The sequence below is a fragment of the Nocardioides sp. W7 genome, from assembly GCF_022919075.1.
In the GTDB taxonomy this organism is placed as follows: domain Bacteria; phylum Actinomycetota; class Actinomycetes; order Propionibacteriales; family Nocardioidaceae; genus Nocardioides.
In genome coordinates this window covers 1,992,520-2,011,764 of record NZ_CP095078.1, presented here as the reverse complement: position 1 = coordinate 2,011,764, position 19,245 = coordinate 1,992,520, and the positions used below count along the sequence as shown (strand labels likewise).

The 19,245-nt window shown below is 72.4% G+C and carries 14 protein-coding genes; 9 read left to right on the top strand and 5 right to left on the bottom strand.

Annotated elements, in window-relative coordinates:
• The first annotated feature begins 24 nt into the window (after positions 1-24).
• Together MUB56_RS09520 and MUB56_RS09515 are read left to right on the top strand one after the other, a co-directional pair.
• Entirely contained in the window at positions 25-651 is a 627-nt protein-coding gene (locus tag MUB56_RS09520; protein WP_244931659.1) for a DUF3000 domain-containing protein, read from the top strand.
• Positions 651-1,946, top strand: a complete 1,296-nt coding sequence (locus tag MUB56_RS09515) for an HRDC domain-containing protein (protein WP_244931658.1) — start codon at positions 651-653, stop codon at positions 1,944-1,946. Before MUB56_RS09520 ends, MUB56_RS09515 begins: the two co-directional genes overlap by 1 nt.
• 7 nt (positions 1,947-1,953) lie before the next feature.
• Here MUB56_RS09515 and MUB56_RS09510 read toward each other — a convergent pair whose 3' ends face one another.
• The 4 genes from MUB56_RS09510 to hrpA all read right to left on the bottom strand — a co-directional run bounded on the left by MUB56_RS09510 (position 1,954) and on the right by hrpA (position 8,503).
• Positions 1,954-3,339, bottom strand: a complete 1,386-nt coding sequence (locus MUB56_RS09510) for an extracellular solute-binding protein (RefSeq protein WP_244931657.1) — start codon at positions 3,337-3,339, stop codon at positions 1,954-1,956.
• A 72-nt stretch (positions 3,340-3,411) separates the two neighbouring features.
• Positions 3,412-3,894, bottom strand: coding sequence for a type II toxin-antitoxin system PemK/MazF family toxin (locus MUB56_RS09505; protein WP_244931656.1), 483 nt, complete (start codon positions 3,892-3,894; stop codon positions 3,412-3,414).
• 180 nt (positions 3,895-4,074) lie between these two features.
• Entirely contained in the window at positions 4,075-4,671 is a 597-nt protein-coding gene (locus MUB56_RS09500; RefSeq protein WP_244931655.1) for a hypothetical protein, read from the bottom strand.
• A gap of 22 nt (positions 4,672-4,693) precedes the next feature.
• Positions 4,694-8,503, bottom strand: a complete 3,810-nt coding sequence (gene hrpA, locus MUB56_RS09495; protein ID WP_244931654.1) for an ATP-dependent RNA helicase HrpA — start codon at positions 8,501-8,503, stop codon at positions 4,694-4,696.
• A gap of 78 nt (positions 8,504-8,581) precedes the next feature.
• On the opposite strand from hrpA, the gene MUB56_RS09490 reads away from it, so the two are divergent.
• The 5 genes from MUB56_RS09490 to rocD all read left to right on the top strand — a co-directional run bounded on the left by MUB56_RS09490 (position 8,582) and on the right by rocD (position 16,065).
• The gene (locus MUB56_RS09490; protein WP_244931653.1) at positions 8,582-10,102 is read left to right on the top strand and encodes an FAD-dependent oxidoreductase; all 1,521 of its coding nucleotides are present in this window, start codon (positions 8,582-8,584) and stop codon (positions 10,100-10,102) included.
• A 204-nt stretch (positions 10,103-10,306) separates the two neighbouring features.
• Positions 10,307-11,017 carry a response regulator transcription factor gene (locus MUB56_RS09485; protein WP_280637410.1) on the top strand — a complete coding sequence of 237 codons (711 nt, stop codon included), beginning with the start codon at positions 10,307-10,309 and terminating at the stop codon, positions 11,015-11,017.
• Positions 11,018-11,020: 3 nt separating this feature from the next.
• Positions 11,021-12,472, top strand: coding sequence for a HAMP domain-containing sensor histidine kinase (locus tag MUB56_RS09480; protein WP_244931652.1), 1,452 nt, complete (start codon positions 11,021-11,023; stop codon positions 12,470-12,472).
• Positions 12,473-12,559: 87 nt separating this feature from the next.
• The gene (locus tag MUB56_RS09475; protein ID WP_244931651.1) at positions 12,560-14,647 is read left to right on the top strand and encodes a hypothetical protein; all 2,088 of its coding nucleotides are present in this window, start codon (positions 12,560-12,562) and stop codon (positions 14,645-14,647) included.
• A gap of 194 nt (positions 14,648-14,841) precedes the next feature.
• On the top strand, positions 14,842-16,065 hold the full coding sequence (rocD, locus tag MUB56_RS09470) for an ornithine--oxo-acid transaminase (protein WP_244931650.1): 1,224 nt from the start codon (positions 14,842-14,844) through the stop codon (positions 16,063-16,065).
• On the opposite strand, the gene MUB56_RS09465 is transcribed toward rocD, so the two are convergent.
• Positions 16,052-16,654: a TetR/AcrR family transcriptional regulator gene (locus tag MUB56_RS09465; protein ID WP_244931649.1), complete on the bottom strand. Its 603-nt coding sequence runs from the start codon at positions 16,652-16,654 to the stop codon at positions 16,052-16,054. The genes rocD and MUB56_RS09465 overlap by 14 nt on opposite strands.
• A gap of 50 nt (positions 16,655-16,704) precedes the next feature.
• On the opposite strand from MUB56_RS09465, the gene MUB56_RS09460 reads away from it, so the two are divergent.
• Both MUB56_RS09460 and MUB56_RS09455 read left to right on the top strand, forming a co-directional pair.
• Positions 16,705-18,234 carry an NAD(P)/FAD-dependent oxidoreductase gene (locus tag MUB56_RS09460; RefSeq protein ID WP_244931648.1) on the top strand — a complete coding sequence of 510 codons (1,530 nt, stop codon included), beginning with the start codon at positions 16,705-16,707 and terminating at the stop codon, positions 18,232-18,234.
• The gene (locus MUB56_RS09455; RefSeq protein WP_244931647.1) at positions 18,231-19,076 is read left to right on the top strand and encodes an SDR family NAD(P)-dependent oxidoreductase; all 846 of its coding nucleotides are present in this window, start codon (positions 18,231-18,233) and stop codon (positions 19,074-19,076) included. Before MUB56_RS09460 ends, MUB56_RS09455 begins: the two co-directional genes overlap by 4 nt.
• Positions 19,077-19,245: the final 169 nt, after the last annotated feature.

Genomic DNA, 19,245 nt, shown 5'->3' with positions numbered 1-19,245 from the left:
GCGGTGCGGACCTACTGTGGAGCCATGGTCGTGCGTCAGGAGACGCGCCCGGACACGGGTGCGGCAGGCAGCCCCTCGGAGTTCCGGTCCGCCGTCGCCAGCATGCAGGCGGCCCGGCTGCGGCCCGAGGTGCTGTGCGAGGAGCTGCCCGCGCCGCAGCGGATCGCCCCGTACGCCGCCGCGGTGTCCGCCGACGTCACCGTCGACGACACCGATCTCGGCACCGGCCGGCTGATCCTGCTCCACGACCCGGCCGGCAACGACGCCTGGGACGGCACGTTCCGCTGCGTCGCCTACGCCCGCGCCGACATCGAGACCGACCTGATCACCGACCCGATGCTCGCCGACGTGGGCTGGACGTGGCTGACCGACGCCCTCGCCGGCCACGGGGCGTCGTACTCCGCCATCTCGGGCACGGTGACCCGGGTCGCGACCGAGAGCTTCGGCGGCATGGCCGACGAGGACGGCACCGCCCAGATCGAGATCCGCGCCTCCTGGACGCCGGTCGCCGTCGGCGACGGCCCGCTCGACGTGGGACCGCACGTCGAGGCGTGGGGCGAGCTCCTCTGCACGGCGGTCGGCCTGCCGCCCGTGCCCGACGGGGTCGCGGTGATGCCGAGCCGGCGCGGGCAGCGGGGCACGACCCGCTGATGACCGAGCCCGTCCCGGACGCGGTCGAGGCTCCCGCGGAGCCCGAGGCCGAACCCGCCCCGCTGCTGACCCTGCGCGACGGCCTGCCGCCGATCATCGACACCCCGCCGGCGCTCGAGGCCTTCTGCCGGCTGCTCGCCGCCGGCACCGGCCCGGTCGCGATCGACGCCGAGCGGGCGTCGGGCTACCGCTACTCCAACCGGGCCTATCTCCTCCAGCTGCGCCGTGAGGGCAGCGGGACGGCGCTGATCGACCCCATCGGCTTCGAGACGCTGGCCCCGCTGTCCGAGGCGCTCGCCGGCACCGAGTGGATCCTGCACGCCGCGACCCAGGACCTGCCCTGCCTGGCCGAGATCGGGCTGCGCCCCGACGCGCTCTTCGACACCGAGCTCGCCGGCCGGCTGCTCGGCCACCCGCGGGTCGGGCTGGCGACGCTGGTCGAGACGGTGCTGGGCTTCCGGATGAAGAAGGAGCACTCCGCGGTCGACTGGTCGACCCGCCCGCTCCCCGAGCCCTGGCTGGAGTACGCCGCCCTCGACGTCGAGGTGCTGGTCGAGCTGCGCGAGGCCCTGGGCCGGGAGCTCGACGAGGCCGGCAAGGCCGAGTGGGCCCGCCAGGAGTTCGACGCCCTGCGGTTCTTCGAGCCCACGCCGCGCGTCGACGCGTGGCGTCGTACCTCCGGCATGCACCGGGTCCGCGGCCGCCGCGGCCTGGGTGCGGTGCGGGAGCTGTGGCTGACCCGCGACGAGCTCGCCGAGCAGCGCGACGTCACGCCCGGTCGGATCATCCCCGACGCCGCGATCGTCGCGGCCGCCCAGGCGCTGCCCGAGGACCGGGCCGCCCTACTGGCCACCAAGGGCTTCCACGGCCGGGGCGCGGAGCGGTACTCCTCGCGCTGGGTCGCCGCCCTGCAGAAGGTCGCCGAGCTCGAGGAGCGCGACCTGCCGACCCGCTCACCACGCGGCGACGGCCCGCCGCTCCCGCGGGCGTGGGCCGAGAAGGACCCGGTCGCCGCCCGTCGGTTGGCCCTGGCGCGCGAGGGGATGGCGGCGCTCGCCGAGCAGCACCACCTCCCGGTCGAGAACCTGCTCACCCCCGACTACCTGCGCCGTACCCTCTGGGCGCCGCCGCGCACGCGCGAGCCCGAGCAGCTCGCCGTCGAGGTCGACGCCGCGCTCACGTCCCTCGGTGCCCGTCGCTGGCAGGTCGAGCTGACCGGTCCGGTGCTCGTCGACGCCATCGTGCGGGGCGACGAGGAGCCCCCGGCCGAAGCCGAGCCGGCAGCGGTCGAGTAGCTCTCCGCTACTCCGAGCCCTCGGTGCTCTCCGTGTCCTCGGGCTCGTCGGCCGGGTCCTCGGGATCGAGCACGGTCCGGGAGGCCTCGTCGATGCGGGTGGTGAGGTCCTCGAGGTCGTCGAGCACCGGCACCGAGAACATCTCGTCCAGCAACGGCGTGACGGCCTGGTCCAGCGCCGGCCACACGTCGAGGAGCGGCGGGATCCTCAGCGCCCGGATGCTCGAGGTGAACACCGCCGCGTGCTCGGGCTGGCGGTCCGGCTGCAGGAAGTCGTCGGTGAGCGCGACCTCCTGGTTGACCGGGACCAGGTAGCCGGAGCGGGCGACCAGCCGGACCGCCTCGGTCGAGAGCGCGTAGATGAGGAAGTCGGCCGCCTCGGGGACGCTCGCACCACCACTGGCGATGCAGGCGCCGGTGATGTCCCCCACCGTCGCGGGCGAGTCGAGGGTCGGCATCGGCAGCACGTCGAACCGCAGCCCCTCGACCTCGCGCAGCTCCGGCACCAGCGCGCGGGAGCCGGCGATCATGCCGAGCTTGCCGCGCTCGAACCACTCCAGCGGCGTCCGCCGCTGCAGCTGCTTCTCGGACAGGGTGACCGTCGGGTCGCGCAGCAGCGCCAGGGTGCGCGTCAACGCCTCGCGCGAGCTCTCGTCGGAGTAGGCCAGCGAGGTGGGCTCCTCCTCGTCGTCGAAGAGCTTGCCGCCGCCCGAGTAGATGAACGGCGCGAGTGCCCGGGTCGTCGGCTCGATGTGCACGCCCTTGCTGCCCCGGCGCTTGCGGCTGGCGAACCGGGCGGCTTCCTCGAACTGGTCGAAGGACCACCGGTTGTTGGTGTCGGAGGGCACCTGGAGGCCGCGGGCCGTCATCCGCTCGAAGTTGACGAGCTGGGTGTTGTAGAAGATCACCGTCGGCGAGATGGCGTACGGCATGCACTGCAACCGGCGCTCCGCGGAGAACGCCTCCAGCGCCGCCCGGGAGTACTGGTCGCCGAACTCGATGCCGCGCTCGTCGAGCAGCTCGTCGACGGGCGTGTTGAGCTCGCCCTCGCGCAGCCACACCAGGTCGTCGCGATCGGCCAGGAACACGTCCGGGGCGGACTTGCCGCCGGCCCGGACAGCCGCCTCGAGCGCGACGTTGTCGGCGTACGCCTGCACCTCGACCTGGCTCAGCTCGGAGGTCTCGTTGAATCCCGCGACCATCGACTCGTAGGCCGCGATCTCGGCCTGGTTGCCGAAGACCCCGAAGGTGAGTCGGGTCTTCTGCACCGGCGCGGTCGTGCTGGGCGTCGGGTCGGGGTCCGGTGCGGACTCGCTGTCGCACGCGGCCAGACCGAGCGAGACGGTCAGGGCCACGCTGGCCGCCAGGACCCGTCGTACACGCCTCGCCGTCACCGCACCCACTCCTGTCACTCCCGTCCCCCGCGCCGGGCACACCCTACCGACAGGTCACGAACTCGGACGGGCTCAGCCGAGGAACGGCCGAGCGGCGTTGATCACCCTGTCGAAGACGCCACGCTCCAGCGCGGCCCCCTCGCGGCGCACCGCGCCCGGGTCGAGGACCAGCAGACGGTCCAGTCGCGCCTCGCTCGGTCGTCCCTGGCGGTCCCACCCGCCGGCCCCGACGTCCATCCAGTGCCGACCGTGGCGCGCCTCGTCGGCGGCGTCGCGGTCGTGGTCCTTGCTGGTCAGCATCAGCCCGAGCAGCCGGTCGCCGCGGCGACCGATGACCAGCACGGGACGGTCCTTGCCCTGGCGTGGGTCGTCCTCGTAGGCCACCCACGCCCAGACGACCTCGCCCGGGTCGGGCCGACCGTCCGCCTGGGGCGCGTAACCGAGTTCGTCGCGGGCGGGCTTGGCGGCAGGCTTGGCGACGGGCTTGGCGACGGGCTTGGCGACGGGCTTGGCGGCACGACCGAGACGCGTGAGCAGGCCGAGGAGTCGGGACATGCCTCGAACCTAGGGCAGCGAGTGACGAGCACGTCGGACCGGGAGCGCCTCACGGCGCGTGGCCGCTCGTAGCGGCTTATTTTGGGACCCGGGGCTGCCACGGCCCGACGTGCTCAGTGGCCACCATAGGTCACGCCCGGTCGTTCCGGGAGGCATCCAGGCCGACCTGTGGGCAGGCTCTCAGGCGAGCCTCTGCTCGAGCTCCAGGTGGCCCGCCGCCTCGAGCTGCTCGGAGACCAGCAGCATCCGGCGCACGTCGGCGTCCTCGGTCCCGGGACGGACGGCGCGACCAGCCGCGACGACCCGCGCGAACGCCGCGGCCCGGAACAGCACGTCGGCGAAGTCGCCCGCCGCGATGCCGGTGAGCACCTGGTCGACCATCGCCTTCAGCTCGTCGGGACCGGGCGGGTCCGCCACCCCGGCGATGACCCTGGCCACCTGGGCCCGGGCCCGGCCATCCTCGAACTCGTGGGCGGCGGTCACCGGGTCGGCGTACACCCAGGCCCGGAGGACGAAGAGCCGCCACAGGCAGCCGGCCAGGGAGTCGGCCGGCGAGCCGGCCCAGAGCTCGGCGATGGTCTCGATGCCCTCCGTGTCAGCCAGCCGGAGCAGCCGCTCGGCCACGGCACTGTCGCCGCTCTCCCGCACCCCGCGCACCAGCAGCGCGGCGGCCCGGTCGGCGGCCTCGCTCACCAGGGCGGGGTCGGTACCGCCGAGCAGGTCGTCGAAGTACCGGTCGCCCGGCTTCATCGGACGGTGGTGGCGGCGCTCGCTCATCGGATCAGGCTACGACCCGAGGTCAGCCCAGGGCCTTGCGGATCCGCTGGTCGCTGACCGGCGTCGGGGTCCCGAGCTGCTGGGCCCACAGCGAGACGCGGTACTCCTCCAGCATCCAGCGCACCTGGCGCAGCCGCTCCCCCGGCGGCCGGCCCTCGGGGAGCGCGGCGAGCTGGTGGAGGTAGGCCTGCTGCAGCTCGCCGATCCGGTCCATCAGCTGACGGTCGCGGGCCGCGGCCTGGCCACCGTCGTCGAGCTTGGACCGACGCTGCTGGAGCGCGGCGAGGTACGTCGGGTAGCGGCGCAGCTGGGCGGGCCCGGCCTCGCCGACGAAGCCACGGTGCACGAGCCGACCGAGCTGGGCCTTCATGTCCGACAGTGCGGGCAGCATCATCATGTCGGCCCGGCCGCTGAGCGACTTCTCGGCCTGCCGCCACGCGTCCAGCACCCGGATCACGTCGGCCAGCAGGCCCCGCAGGGCGGCCTCCTGGTCGCGCGCCGCCTCGGCGCGGAGGGCGTCGTACGCCTGCTGGTCCCGGACGGGAGGGCGGGCGTCGACGACGGCCCCGACCACCGCGGCGCGGCAGTCCTCGAGCAGCTCCGAGACGGAGGGGTACGGCGAGCCCGCTAGCCCGAGCTTCTCGGCGTTGGTGAGCCCGTCGAGGACCGCCTTCACCGGAGACCCCAGCTCCAGGAGGAGCAGCCGTCGTACTCCCAGCCGGTGCCGGGCCTCCTGCTCCTCGGCGGAGCCGAAGACCTGCAGCCCGACGCTCGCGCCCTCGTCGACGAGCGCCGGATAGGCCTGTACCTCGTGACCGGCGCGCTTCTGCGTGAAGGACTTCTCGATGGTCCCGAAGGCCCAGGTCGTCTCGCCGGTGCGCGCCAGCCCGCTCTCGGTGGCCACCTCGGCCATCGCCTGCGCGAACTTGGGCCGCAGCGGCTCCTTCAGCGCCTCCAGGTCCTTGCCGCGGGCCTGCTCGCGACCGCTGTCGTCGACCACGCGGTACGTCGGCCGCAGGTGCTCGGGCACCTTCGCCCAGTCCCACGCCTCGCGCGGCACGACGACGCCGGCCGTCGACCGGCACCAGCGCTCGAGCGCGTCGAGCAGCGGCTCCTCCCCCGCGGGCACGCCGGCCAGGAACTCCCGCGCCTTGTCGGGGGCGGGCACGAAGCTGACCCGGAGGTTCTTCGGGAGGCTGCGGATCAGGCTGGTGACCAGCTCGTGGCGCAGGCCGGGGACGTTCCAGGAGAAGTCGTCGGCCTCGACCCGGTTCAGGGTCGCGACCGGCACGTCGATGGTCAGCCCGTCCTCGGCCGCGCCCGGCTCGAAGTGGTAGCTGATCGGGAAGGTGAGTCCCTCGTCGGCCTGCCACTGTTCGGGGTAGTCCCCCTCGGTCACCTCCTCGACGGTGTCGTGGGTGAGCATCGCCGGGTCGAACTTCAGCAGGTCGGGGTCGTCGCGGCGGGCCTGCTTCCACCAGGTGTCGAAGTGCGCCCCGCTGACGACCTCGGGACCGACACGGGCGTCGTAGAAGTCGAAGAGGGTGTGCTCGTCGACGACGATGTCGCGGCGTCGCGCGCGGTGCTCGAGCTCGGCTGCCTCCTCGAGGAGCCGCTGGTTCTCGGCGAACCACCGGTGGCGGCCGTTGTTGAGCTCAGCCCACTCGCCGTACACGAGGGCGTGCCGGATGAAGAGCTCGCGGGACAGCTCACGGTCGACCCTGCCGTAGGAGATGAGCCGGTCGGCGATCAGGGGTACGCCGTACAGGGTGGCCCGCTCGTGGGCCATCACGGACGCGCGCTTCTTGGACCAGTGCGGCTCGCTGTAGGTGCGCTTGACCAGGTCGCCGCCGAGCCGCTCGGCCCACTCGGGCTTGATCGCGGCGTTCTGGCGGGCCCAGAGCCGGCTGGTCTCGACGAGCTCGCCGGCCATCAGGTACTGCGGGTTCTTCCTGGCCAGGCCGCTGCCGGGGAAGATCGCGAAGCGGGCGCCGCGGGCGCCCAGGTACTCGCGCATCGGCCGGCGGCCGCCCCGCTGGCCGGTGGTCGAGCCTGTCGAGACCTCCTTCTCCTCCAGGAGGCCGATGTGGGACAGCAGCCCGGAGAGCAGGGCCTGGTGGATGCCGTCGGCGTCGGGGACGTCAGCGGGCTGGCCGAGGTCGATCTTCATCTCCTTGCAGACCTGGCGCAGCTGGGACTCGAAGTCCTGCCACTCCCGGACCCGCAGGTAGTTGAGGTACTCCCGCTTGCACATCCGGCGGAACGCGCTGCCGCTGAGCTCGCGCTGCTGCTCCTTCAGGTGCCGCCACAGGTTCAGCCAGGTGAGGAAGTCGCTGTTCTCCGCCTTGAACCGGGCGTGCAGCTGGTCGGCCTGCGCCCGGGCCTCCTCGGGTCGCTCCCGCGGGTCCTGCAGCGAGAGCGCCGCGGCGATCACGATCACCTCGCGCACGCAGCCGAGCCGCTCCGCCTCCAGGATCATCCGGGCCAGCCGCGGGTCGATGGGGAGCCGGGCGAGCCGGCGGCCGAGCTTGGTGAGGTCCTTCTCGGTGGTCGAGCCTGTCGAGACCTCCAGGGCGCCGAGCTCCTCGAGCAGCTGGACGCCGGACTGCACGTTGCGCTTGTCGGGCGGCTCCACGAAGGGGAACCGGGTCAGGTCGCCCAGGCCGAGCGAGGCCATCTGCAGGATGACGCTGGCGAGGTTGGTGCGCAGGATCTCGGGGTCGGTGAACTCCGGACGGCCCTCGAAGTCCTCCTCGGAGTAGAGCCGGATCGCGATGCCGGCCTCCACGCGGCCACAGCGGCCGGAGCGCTGGTTGGCCGAGGCCTGGCTGATCGGCTCGATCGGCAGGCGCTGGACCTTGGTGCGCAGGGAGTAGCGCGAGATGCGCGCGACGCCGGTGTCGACGACGTACCGGATCCCGGGGACGGTCAGCGAGGTCTCGGCGACGTTGGTGGCGAGCACGATCCGGCGGGTGGCATTGCCGTGGGAGGAGAAGACCCGGTGCTGCTCGGCGGCGGAGAGGCGCGAGTAGAGCGGCAGGATCTCGAGCCGCGCCCGTCGATCGGTCTTGTCGAGCTCCGCGAGGGCCTCGGCCGTGTCGCGGATCTCCCGCTCGCCGGGCAGGAAGACCAGGACGTCGCCGGGACCCTCGACCGACAGCTCCTTGACCGCCTCGACGATCGCCTCGGTCTGGTCGCGGACGACCGCCTCGCCCTCGTCGTCCTCGTCCGGGAGCTCCATCAGCGGGCGGTAGCGCACCTCGACGGGGTAGGTGCGGCCGGAGACCTCGACGACGGGGGCGTCGAAGTGCTTCGCGAACCGGTCGACGTCGATGGTGGCGCTGGTGATGATCAGCTTCAGGTCGGGCCGCTTCGGCAGCAGCCGCCTGAGGTAGCCGAGCAGGAAGTCGATGTTGAGGCTGCGCTCGTGGGCCTCGTCGATGATGATCGTGTCGTACTTGCGCAGCATCCGGTCGCGCTGCAGCTCGGCCAGCAGGATGCCGTCGGTCATCAGCTTGACCCGGGTGGCCTTCGAGGTCCGGTCGGTGAACCGGACCTGGTAGCCGACCACGCCGTCCGCGCCGCCCAGCTCGGTGCCGAGCTCGCTGGCGATCCGCTCAGCGACCGAGCGCGCGGCGATCCGGCGCGGCTGGGTGTGCCCGATCAGCGCCTTCTCCCCGCGACCGAGCTCGAGGCAGATCTTGGGCAGCTGGGTGGTCTTCCCGGAGCCGGTCTCGCCGGCGACGATCACGACCTGGTGGTCCCGGATGGCCTCGGCGATGTCGTCCCTGCGCTGACTGACCGGCAGCTCGGACGGATAGGTGATCTTCACGGCGGCACCATCATCCCAGGCCACGCCAGCGGGTTTCGCCACCTTCCCCCTAGCTAGAACCTGTTCTAGATTCAGCGCGTGACGCAGACACAGCAGTACGACGTGATCGTGGTGGGTTCCGGCGGCGGGGCGATGACCGGGGCGCTTCTCGCGGCTCGGGCGGGCCTGCGCACGGTGGTGGTCGAGAAGACGCCGCTGATCGGCGGCACCTCGGCGTACTCCGGAGGCGCCTGCTGGCTGCCCGGCAGCGCTGTCCAGCAGCGGGCGGGGATCCCCGACTCGACCGACGGCGCGCGGTCCTACCTCGGCGCCATCCTGGAGTCGGCCGACGAGGCGAAGGTCGAGGCGTTCCTCGCGCACTCCCCCGAGCTGGTGGCCGAGCTGGAGGAGGCGGGGCTGCCCTTCGAGTGGCTGCCGTTCGCGGAGTACTACGACGCGCCCGGCCGGGTCCCGATGGGCCGCTCGATCCAGCCGCTGAACGTCAAGCGCGGCGAGCTGCCTGCCGACGTCGCGTCGCTCGTGCGGCCGCCGGTCGAGCGGGACCGGGCCGGCGAGGGTGGCCGCAACACGCTCAGCGGCGGGCAGGCGCTGATCGCCCGACTCGCGACGCTGTACGTCGAGGCCGGCGGCGAGCTGCGCACGAACCTGCCGGTCACCGGGCTGGTCCTCTCCGAGTCGGGCGACCGGGTCGTCGGCGTTGCCGCGATGACCCCCGAGGGGCCGATCTCCTTGGGCGCGTCGCGCGGAGTGCTGGTGGCGGCCGGCGGGTTCGAGGGCAACGCCGAGCTGAGGTCGAAGCGCGGCGTACCCGGCGACGTGGCCTGGACGATGGCGCCGCGCGCCACCAACACCGGCGAGCCCATCGAGGCGGCGATCGCGATCGGCGCGGCTGCCGACTTCAGCGGGGTGGGCTGGTTCTGCCCGGGGCTGGCGCAGCCGGACGGCGGCGGCTCGTTCACGCTCGGCTTCCGCAGCGGGCTGATGGTCGACGCCCACGGTCGCCGGTACGCCAACGAGTGCCTGCCCTACGACCGGTTCGGCCGGGAGATGGCACAGGCGCCGGAGCGGATCCCGTCGTGGTTCGTCTTCGACTCCCGCGAGGGCGGCCGGCTGCCCGCGATCGCCATGCCCGAGGGCGACCCCGCCGAGCACCTCGCCGCCGGCACCTGGGTGCAGGCCGACACCCTCGAGGAGCTCGCCGCCGCGACCGGCGTCCCGGGCTCGGTCCTGGTGGAGCAGGTCGAGAGGTTCAACGTGTTCTGCGAGAAGGGCGTCGACGAGGACTTCGGGCGCGGCGAGGACGAGTACGACACCTTCTTCGCCGGCGGCACCGGCCCGAACAAGGCGCTGACCCCGTGCGACCAGCCGCCGTACTACGCCGCCCGGTTCGTGCTCTCCGACCTCGGCACCAAGGGCGGCCTGGTCACGGACCCCGCCGGCCGGGTGCTGCGCGAGGACGGCTCGACGATCGCCGGCCTCTATGCGTCGTCGAACTCGGCCGCCTCCGTCTTCGGCGGCGTCTACCCGGGCCCGGGCGCGCCGCTCGGGAGCGCGATGGTCTTCGCCTCGCTGGCCGTGCGGGACCTGCTCGGGTCGTGAGTTCCCGGCGTCTCGGGTGCCCCCGCCGTACTCGGACGCACACAAGTCGACGGCGCCGGCCCTCCCTGAGCGTCCGGCTCGTGGATCCGACGCGCTTGTGTCAGTCCGACTACGTGCGCGGAGCGACGGACGTTCGGACCGGTGATGCACCCAGCACAGACCATTCACAGACAACACACAGCTAACCTCGCGATCGTGTCCGGCATGGAGCTGACCCGACCCGACGGATCACCGTTGCGCGTCCTCGTCGTGGACGACGAGGTCAACATCGCCGAGCTGATCTCGATGGCGCTGCGCTACGAGGGGTGGCAGGTGACGACCGCCCACACCGGGGGCAAGGCGGTCGCGGCGGCCAAGGAGACCCAGCCCGACGCGGTCGTGCTCGACATGATGCTGCCGGACTTCGACGGCCTGGAGGTACTGCGCCGGATGCGCGGGCTCGACCCGGGCCTGCCGGTGGTGTTCCTGACCGCCAAGGACGCGGTCGAGGACCGGATCGCGGGCCTGACCGCCGGCGGCGACGACTACGTCACCAAGCCGTTCTCGCTGGAGGAGCTGGTCGCGCGGCTGCGCGGGCTGATGCGTCGCGCCGGGGCCCAGCAGGCGGCGGAGTCGTCGGTGCTCAGCGTCGGCGACCTGACCCTCGACGAGGACAGCCACGAGGTGTTCCGGGCCGGGCACGAGATCACGCTGACGGCGACCGAGTTCGAGCTGCTGCGCTTCCTGATGCGCAACCCCAAGCGGGTCCTCTCCAAGGCGCAGATCCTGGATCGGGTCTGGAACTACGACTTCGGCGGGCAGGCCAACGTCGTCGAGCTCTACATCTCCTACCTGCGCAAGAAGATCGACGCCGGGCGCGAGCCGATGATCCACACCATGCGCGGCGCCGGCTACGTCCTGAAGCCGGCCTCCTGAGCCATGCTCCCCCGTCCCCGCTCGCTGACGTCGCGCCTGGTTATCACCGCCGTCGCGCTCGTCGTGGTCGTCGCTCTTCTGGTTTCGGTCGCGACGACGCTCGCGCTCCGCTCCTACCTGACCGGCCAGCTCGACAACGAGGTCCACTCGACCCTCGACCGGGCGAGCCGGGCACCGGGTCCGATCGACCGGACCTTCGACGGTCCGCCGGGCGCTATTCCCGGCGGCGACGGCGACCGCCCGAACGTCTTCGGTCAAGGAGTCGGCACGCTGACCGCCTGGTTCTACGCGGACGACGAGCCCGGCCTCGGCGACGTCATTACGGAAGGATCCGACGGCATCGCGAGTCGACAAGACCTCTCGACCGAGGCGCTGGAGATCCTGGACGGCCTCCCGACCGACGGCACGGTCCACGTCGTCGACCTGCCGGCCCTCGGGACCTACCGCGTGGCCGTCACCGACTCGGGACCCGGCAACGAGAAGGTCGCCGCGGGGCTTCCCACCCGGGATCTCGATGACGCGGTCTCGACCCTGGTCACGACCGAGGTCGCGCTGATCGCGCTCGGCGGCCTGCTCGCGCTCGGCGCCGGCCTCGTCGTCGTACGACGTCACCTGCGCCCGCTGCGCGAGGTCGCCGAGACGGCCCACGCGGTGGCCAGCCTCCCGCTCGCGGAGGGCGAGATCGACCTGGCCGAGCGGGTGCCGGAGCACCTCACCGACGAGCGCACCGAGGTCGGCCAGGTGGGTTCGGCGCTGAACACGCTGCTCGCCCATGTCGAGGACTCCCTCTCCGCGCGGCACCGCAGCGAGATGCAGGTGCGGCAGTTCGTCGCGGACGCCTCGCACGAGCTGCGCACCCCGCTCGCGACCATCGCCGGCTACACCGAGCTGGCCCGCCGACGGCCCGACGACGCCGAGGCAGGCTCGATGGCGCTCGGCAAGGTCGAGGAGGAGTCGCGGCGGATGACCGCTCTCGTCGAGGACCTGCTGCTCCTCGCCCGTCTCGACTCCGGCCGGCCGCTCGTGCGCGAGCCGGTCGACCTGACCCGGCTGCTGCTCGAGGCCGTCTCCGACGCGCGCGTCCTCGCCCCCGGCCACCACTGGCGGCTGGACCTGCCGCAGGAGTCGGTCGAGGTGATCGGCGACGAGCAACGGCTGCACCAGGTCGTCACCAACCTGCTGACCAACGCCCGGAAGCACACCCCCGACGGCACCACCGTCACCGTCAGCGCCCAGCCCGGTGGATTCACCGTCCACGACGACGGACCGGGCTTCTCGCCGGAGCTGGTCGACCACGCCTTCGAGCGGTTCGCCCGCGGCGACGCCTCACGGCACCGCGAGGGTGGGGCCGGACTCGGCCTGGCCCTCGTGCAGGCGATCGTGTCCGCGCACGGCGGCACGGTGACGCTGGCGAGCACACCGGGTGACACGCGAGTCGTCGTACGGCTCGGCTGATCTCCAGAATCGGCCCTGCGGGCATCGAGTACCTGGCAGCATGTGCGCGCCTCGGCCGACCCACGGCCGCCCCCTGGGGAGCTCTTGATGCGCCGCGCCCTCACCATCCTGCTGAGTCTCGCCGCGCTGGTGGCCGGCCTCCTCACAGCGACCCCAGCAGTGGCACAGGCCGGTGCCGTGGCCGCCGACCCGGGGCCTGCCCAGGAGCGGCTGAACCGCGGCCGCTTCGAGACGGGCACCGTGCCGACACCGAACCCCTTCCCGACCGTCGAGCTCAGCGAGCGCGGTGTCTTCCACCTGCACTCGGGCGTCGTCCACTCCCAGTGGTTCGGCGCCCGCACCCCGTTCCCCGGCGCGGCGATCGACTGGTCCCCGGGGCCGCAGTCGGCCTCGGCCGCCAGCGGCACGGGCGACTACGTCGTCACGGCGACGGCCCTGACGGCCGACGGAGCCGTTCAGGTGCAGGTCCAGACGGTCGCCGTCGCCTCGACCACCGCCGACACCCGGACCTCACCATCCGTGTCGCTGACCAACGGCACGACCTCGCGCCGCCTCGTTCTCGCCGCGACCGGTGACCATGTCTTCCTTGCCGTGGTCCAGGGCAGCGCCGACGGCGACCGCTCGGCCCACCTGCTCCGCAGCCCCGACCGCGGCCAGACCTGGGAGGCCCCGGTCGACCTGCTCGCGCTTGCCGGCCTCGACGACGAGGGGGCCGTCCCCACGGTGAGCCTGGCGGCACAGGCTCCCAGCCTGGCGATCGTCGTGGGCGACGCCGACGAGGCGGGTTCGCTGCTGGTCAGCGACGACCGCGGCGCGAGCTTCGGCGCTCCTGTCGACGTCGACGCGCTGGAGGCCACGGCCCCGTCCGGCGCCGTACGGCGTCCGGCTGCGGTGGCAACAGACGGCTCGTCGGTCCGCGTCGCGTGGCTGCGGGGCACCGCCGGGTCCGCCCCGGTCCTGCTCAGCGCGCCGGTCAGCACCTCCGGCACGCCTGCGGCACCGGTGACGGTCCCGACCGCGCCGAGCACCTTCGCCGACGGAGTCGGCACCGAGGTCGTGCTGGCGGCGCTCGGCTCGACGTACTCCGTCCAGGTCGAGGGCGGCCGGCTCTTCTCCCTGGATCCGGACAGCGCCTGGCGGTGGCCGCTGCCCTTCGAGCCGACCGACTCCGACACCGACTGTGCCCCGTCGTGCCCGACGATCCTGCCCGCCGCCGTGTACGGCGATCGGCTGGTCCATCGTGGGTACGGCTACTTCTCGTACTGGTTCATCGACCGCATACCACCACAACTGGTGGTAGTGGAGGGCGCGGGCAAGTCGCTTCGGCCGTACGCACGTGTGACGGTGCGCGTGGTCGACGACGGCGCGATCAAGGAGGTCCTGTGCCGTCGCGACGTGGGCGGCGAGTATCTCAGCAGGTACCCGTGGGATTGCACCGCCGACAACGGCAACCGCGCGGGCGCACGCACACTCACCGCCGTGGTCACGGATCTGGCGGGCAACACGGTCGAACTCACCCACCACTGGGTGACCGACGGCACCGGGCCCCGGATCAGCCTCGTCCGGGACACGCCCCGGCTCGCGCCGGGACGACACGTCCGGTGGAGCTGGCGCTCGACGGACCCGGCCGAGGTGCGGGAGCAGGGCGCGATGGTCTGGCGCCTCAGCCGCGTGAAGGGCCAGACGATCCGCAGGACCCTGGCACCCACGCGGACGTCGTACTCGCCGCGTCTGAGGTCGGGCGAGACCGTCTGCATCGAGGTCCAGGCCCACGATGTCCTCGACAATCGCTCACGCGCGGGGTCGTGCGTGAGCGCGATGGCCGACGACCGGTTCCTAGAGGGTCCGGTCACGACGCTTCGCAGCCGAAAGTACCGCGGTGGCTCCGCCAGCCTGCTCGCCCCCGGACAGGCTGTTCGTCCCAGCGACGACGATCGCCAGAACATCTTCAACTGGGCGGTCCGCGTGCTCACCTGTCCGACGTGCGGCTCGCTGCTCATCGACGGTTTCCGGAAGCGGAAGGTTGACCTGCGTTCGTCGCGAACCCGCTTCCGGACGATCGTCCTGCAGCCGGGACGGAAGCGTCGGACGGGGCCGCCGCAGCTGGTGGCCTCCGGTCGCGTGATCGTCGACGGCTACTGGACGGTCAACGGTCTCTCGTCCGCCTTGCACTGAGGGCAGGGCCGGATCAGGTCACCTCAGTCCTCGACGCGGCGCTCCTTCAGCACCGCCACCGGGTCGACGGCGTCCCCGCCGTCGGGATGCACCTCGGCCCAACGGTTCGTGATCGGCGACGATCCGCGTTAGCCTGGACCCCAGATTGTCTGACAATCCTGACGGATGACCGAGGAGGCGAAACGATGACGGCCATGGCCACCCCCACGCAGCACGAGTCGAGCACCGAGCAGTTCCAGCGCGCGGAGTCCCGCACGGCGCACAACTACCACCCGCTGCCGGTGGTGGTGGAGCACGCGGCCGGCGCGTGGATGACCGACGTCGACGGCACCCGCTTCCTCGATCTGCTCTCCGGCTACTCCGCCCTGAACTTCGGGCACAGCCACCCGGTCCTGCTGCAGGCTGCACATGCGCAGCTCGACAAGCTCACGCTCACCAGCCGCGCGTTCGTGCACGACCAGTTCGCCGACTTCTGCGCCGCACTGGGCGACCTGTGCGGCAAGGACCTGGTGCTGCCGATGAACACCGGCGCCGAGGCCGTCGAGACCGCGATCAAGGTCATCCGCAAGTGGGGCTACGAGGTCAAGGGCATCGCCCCCGACCGGGCCGAGATCATCGTCGCGGCCGGCAACTTCCACGGCCGCACCACCACGATCGTCGGCTTCTCCGACGACCCGGACGCCCGCGACAACTTCGGCCCGTTCACGCCCGGGTTCGTGATGGTCCCGTACGGCGACCTGGCGGCCGTCGAGGCCGCGATCAACGAGAACACCGCCGGCATCATCATCGAGCCGATCCAGGGCGAGGGCGGTGTGGTGATCCCGCCCGACGGCTTCCTGCGCGGCCTGCGCGAGCTGTGCACCGAGCGCGACGTGCTCTTCGCCGCCGACGAGATCCAGGCCGGGCTCGGCCGCACCGGCAAGACCTTCGCCTGCGACCACGAGGACGTCGTCCCCGATCTCTACCTGCTCGGCAAGGCGCTGGGCGGCGGGATCGTGCCCGTCTCCGCCGTCGTCGCCGACCGGGAGGTCCTCGGCGTACTCCGCCCCGGCCAGCACGGCTCGACCTTCGGCGGCAACCCGCTGGCCTGCGCTGTCGGCACCGCGGTCGTCGGCATGCTGGCGACCGGCGAGCCCCAGGCCCGCGCCGCCGAGCTCGAGCTCGTGCTGCGCGAGCGGCTCGAGGCACTCATCGGCCACGGCGTGGTCGGCGTACGCGTCCGCGGCCTGTGGGCCGGCGTCGACATCGACCCCGCGGTCGGCACCGGCCGGGCGGTCTGCGAGGCGCTGATGGCCCGCGGCGTGCTCGCCAAGGACACCCACGGCTCGACGATCCGTCTGGCTCCCCCGCTGGTCGTCTCCGAGGAGGACCTCGTCTGGGGTCTCGACCAGCTGGCGGCGGTCGTCAGGGGCGAGTGAGGGTCGCCTCGACCAACGGACGCAGCGAGCCCGCGAGGATGCCGATCAGCTCCTCGCGGGTCACGCCGTTCGGCTCGACCTTCCAGGTCAGCACGAGCTCCTCGGTCATCGCCGACCAACCACGCACGACCAGCCGGGTGAGCGGTGTGTCGGGCAGGATCTCCCCCGCGGCGTCCTCGCGGAAGATCCGGTCGGTCAGCACGGACCGGGCCTCGTCGTAGATCTCGCGGAGCGCCTCGTTGCCGCTCGCGGCCGCCTTGACCAGCGACAGGTAGCCCTCGTAGTTGGCGCTCACGTAGTCGAGGTACGCCGTCACCGACACGAGCAGCCGCTCCTCCGGCTCGCCGTCGACGGGCGGCACGGTCTGGGCGATCAGGTCGTCGGCCGCACGTCGTACGACGGCCTCGCGGAACGCGTGCTTGCTGCCGAAGTAGTGGTAGAGCAGCCCGCGCGAGATCCCGGCCTCCTCGGCCAGGACGTCGATGCTCAGCTCCTCGATCGAGCGCTTCGCCAGCAGCCGGACGCCGAGGTCGAGCAGCTGGGCGCGGCGCTCGTCGGGGCTGAGCCTGGTGCGGGCGGGCTGGGTCACGAGGCCATCCTATCTATTGACAGCCATTCAATAGTGGGTACCGTCGAGGCATGATCCCCTCCCCTCTCGGAAGGTCGGGTGCGCCCCGCCGGGTCGAGCACCTGGTCGTCGGCGCCGGCTTCGCGGGCCTGTGCGCCGCGATCAAGCTGCAGGAGGACGGCGAGACCGACTTCCTCGTCATCGAGAAGGCCGGCGACGTCGGCGGCACCTGGCGCGACAACACCTACCCCGGGGCGGCCTGCGACGTCCCGAGCCAGCTCTACTCCTTCTCCTTCGCGCCGAACCCCGACTGGACCTCCTCCTTCTCTGCCCAGCCGGAGATCCACGCCTACCTCCGGCGGGTCGCCCGCGAGGCCGGCGTACTGGACCGGTTCCTCTTCGACACCCGTCTCGAGGACGCACGCTGGGACGACGCCGCCCACCAGTGGGTCAGTACGACGTCCGCCGGCGAGATCCGCTCGCGCACGCTGGTGCTCGGCGCCGGCGCGCTCTCCGAGCCGCGGCTGCCCGACATCGAGGGGCTGGCCGACTTCGGCGGCGAGGTCTTCCACTCCGCGCGCTGGGACCACTCCGTCGACCTGACCGGCAAGCGAGTGGCGGTGATCGGCACCGGCGCCTCGGCGATCCAGATCGTCCCCGAGCTGCAGCGGATCGTGAGCCACCTCGACGTCTACCAGCGCACCGCCCCGTGGGTGATCCCGCGGGCCGACCGGCGCTACTCCGCCCTCGAGCGGACCGCGCTGCAGAAGGTGCCCGGCCTGCAGCGGGCCTACCGCACGGGCATCTACCTGGCCCGTGAGACCTACGTCCCCGCCTTCACGATCCAGCCCAAGATCGCCTGGCCGGCCAAGCAGCTGGCGCTGGCCAACATCCGCCGCGGGATCCCCGACCCGGTGCTGCGCGAGCGAGTGACGCCGACCTTCGAACTCGGCTGCAAGCGGGTGCTGATCTCGAACGCCTACTACCCGGCGCTCGCCGCGGACAACGTCGACCTGGTCACCGACGGCATCGCCCAGGTCACCAGCGGCGCGGTCGTCGCCGACGACGGCACCGAGCGGGCGGTCGACGTGATCGTGGTCGCCACCGGCTTCTTCACGACCGAGCTCCCGATCGCCGAGCACGTCACCGGCCCCGCCGGCCGCACCCTCGCGCAGGTGTGGGCCGAGCGCGGCATGGCGGCGTACAAGGGCACCACCGTGCCCGGCTTCCCCAACCTGTTCTTCCTGGTCGGCCCGAACACCGGCCTCGGCCACTCCAGCATGGTCTTCGTCATCGAGTCGCAGGTCGCCTACCTGCGCGCCGCGGTGCGGGCGATGCGGGCCGGCCGGTACGCGGCGGTCGAGCCGACCCGGACCGCGACCGACCGATGGAACCGACGCCTGCAGCGCCGGATGGACCACACCGTGTGGAGCACCGGCGGCTGCTCCAGCTGGTACCTCGACCGGCACGGCCGCAACACCACGCTGTGGCCGCGGGCGACGTTCACGATGCGCGCGCAGCTGTCCCGCTTCGACCAGGACACCTACACCTGCACCCCTCTCCCCACCCCGACCCCGACCCGTGAGGACGTGACCGCATGAGGACCCTCGACGGCAAGGTCGTGGTCATCACCGGCGCCGGCTCCGGCATCGGCCGGGCCCTGGCGGTGAACTGCGCCGGGCGCGGCGCGCTGCTGGCGATCTCCGACGTCGACGAGAGCGGCCTCGCGGAGACCGTCGACCTGGTCAAGGCGGCGGGAGCGCGCGAGGTCCGGGCCGACCGGCTCGACGTCGCCGACCGCGCGGCGATGGCGTCGTACGCCGCCGCGGTGGCCGAGCAGTTCGGCCGGGTCAACGTGGTCGTCAACAACGCGGGCGTGGCGCTCGCGGGCGACTTCACCGACCTCGAGTACGACGACATCGACTGGATCGTCGGCATCAACCTCGGCGGCGTCCTGAACGGCACCAAGGAGTTCCTGCCTCACCTGATCGCCTCCGGTGACGGCCACCTGGTCAACCTGTCCTCGCTGTTCGGGCTGGTCGCCATGCCCGGCCAGAGCGCCTACAACGCCACGAAGTACGCCGTGCGCGGCCTGACCGAGGCGATCCGGATCGAGATGCTCTCCGGCGGGCACCCCGTCGGCGTGACCGCCGTGCACCCGGGCGGCATCAAGACCGCGATCGCCCGCAACGCGCGCGTCTCCGGCCGCGAGGACAAGGCGGCCACCGCCAGCTTCTTCGACAAGAAGCTGGCCCGGATGACGCCGGAGAAGGCTGCCTCGGTCATCGTGGAGCAGGGCATCGTGGGCGGGAAGGCGCGGGTGCTCGTCGGCATCGACGCGCACCTGCTGCACCAGTTCGGCCGGGTGCTCGGCGCGCGCTACCAGGACGTCGTCGCGCGGGTGTCTCGTCGGATGCTGCCGGAGAAGGCGAAGGTGGTCTGAGGGGCGGCGCGGCACTGAGGGGGGCCTGCGGATTCATCACGGTATGTCGGTGAGTTCGCAGTTCCCACGGCGTACCCACCGTGGGAACTGCCAGTCGACCTGCATACCGTGATGAGCCTGCGACTCGTGCGACTCGTGCGACTCGTGCGCCTCGTGGGACTGACCCCGG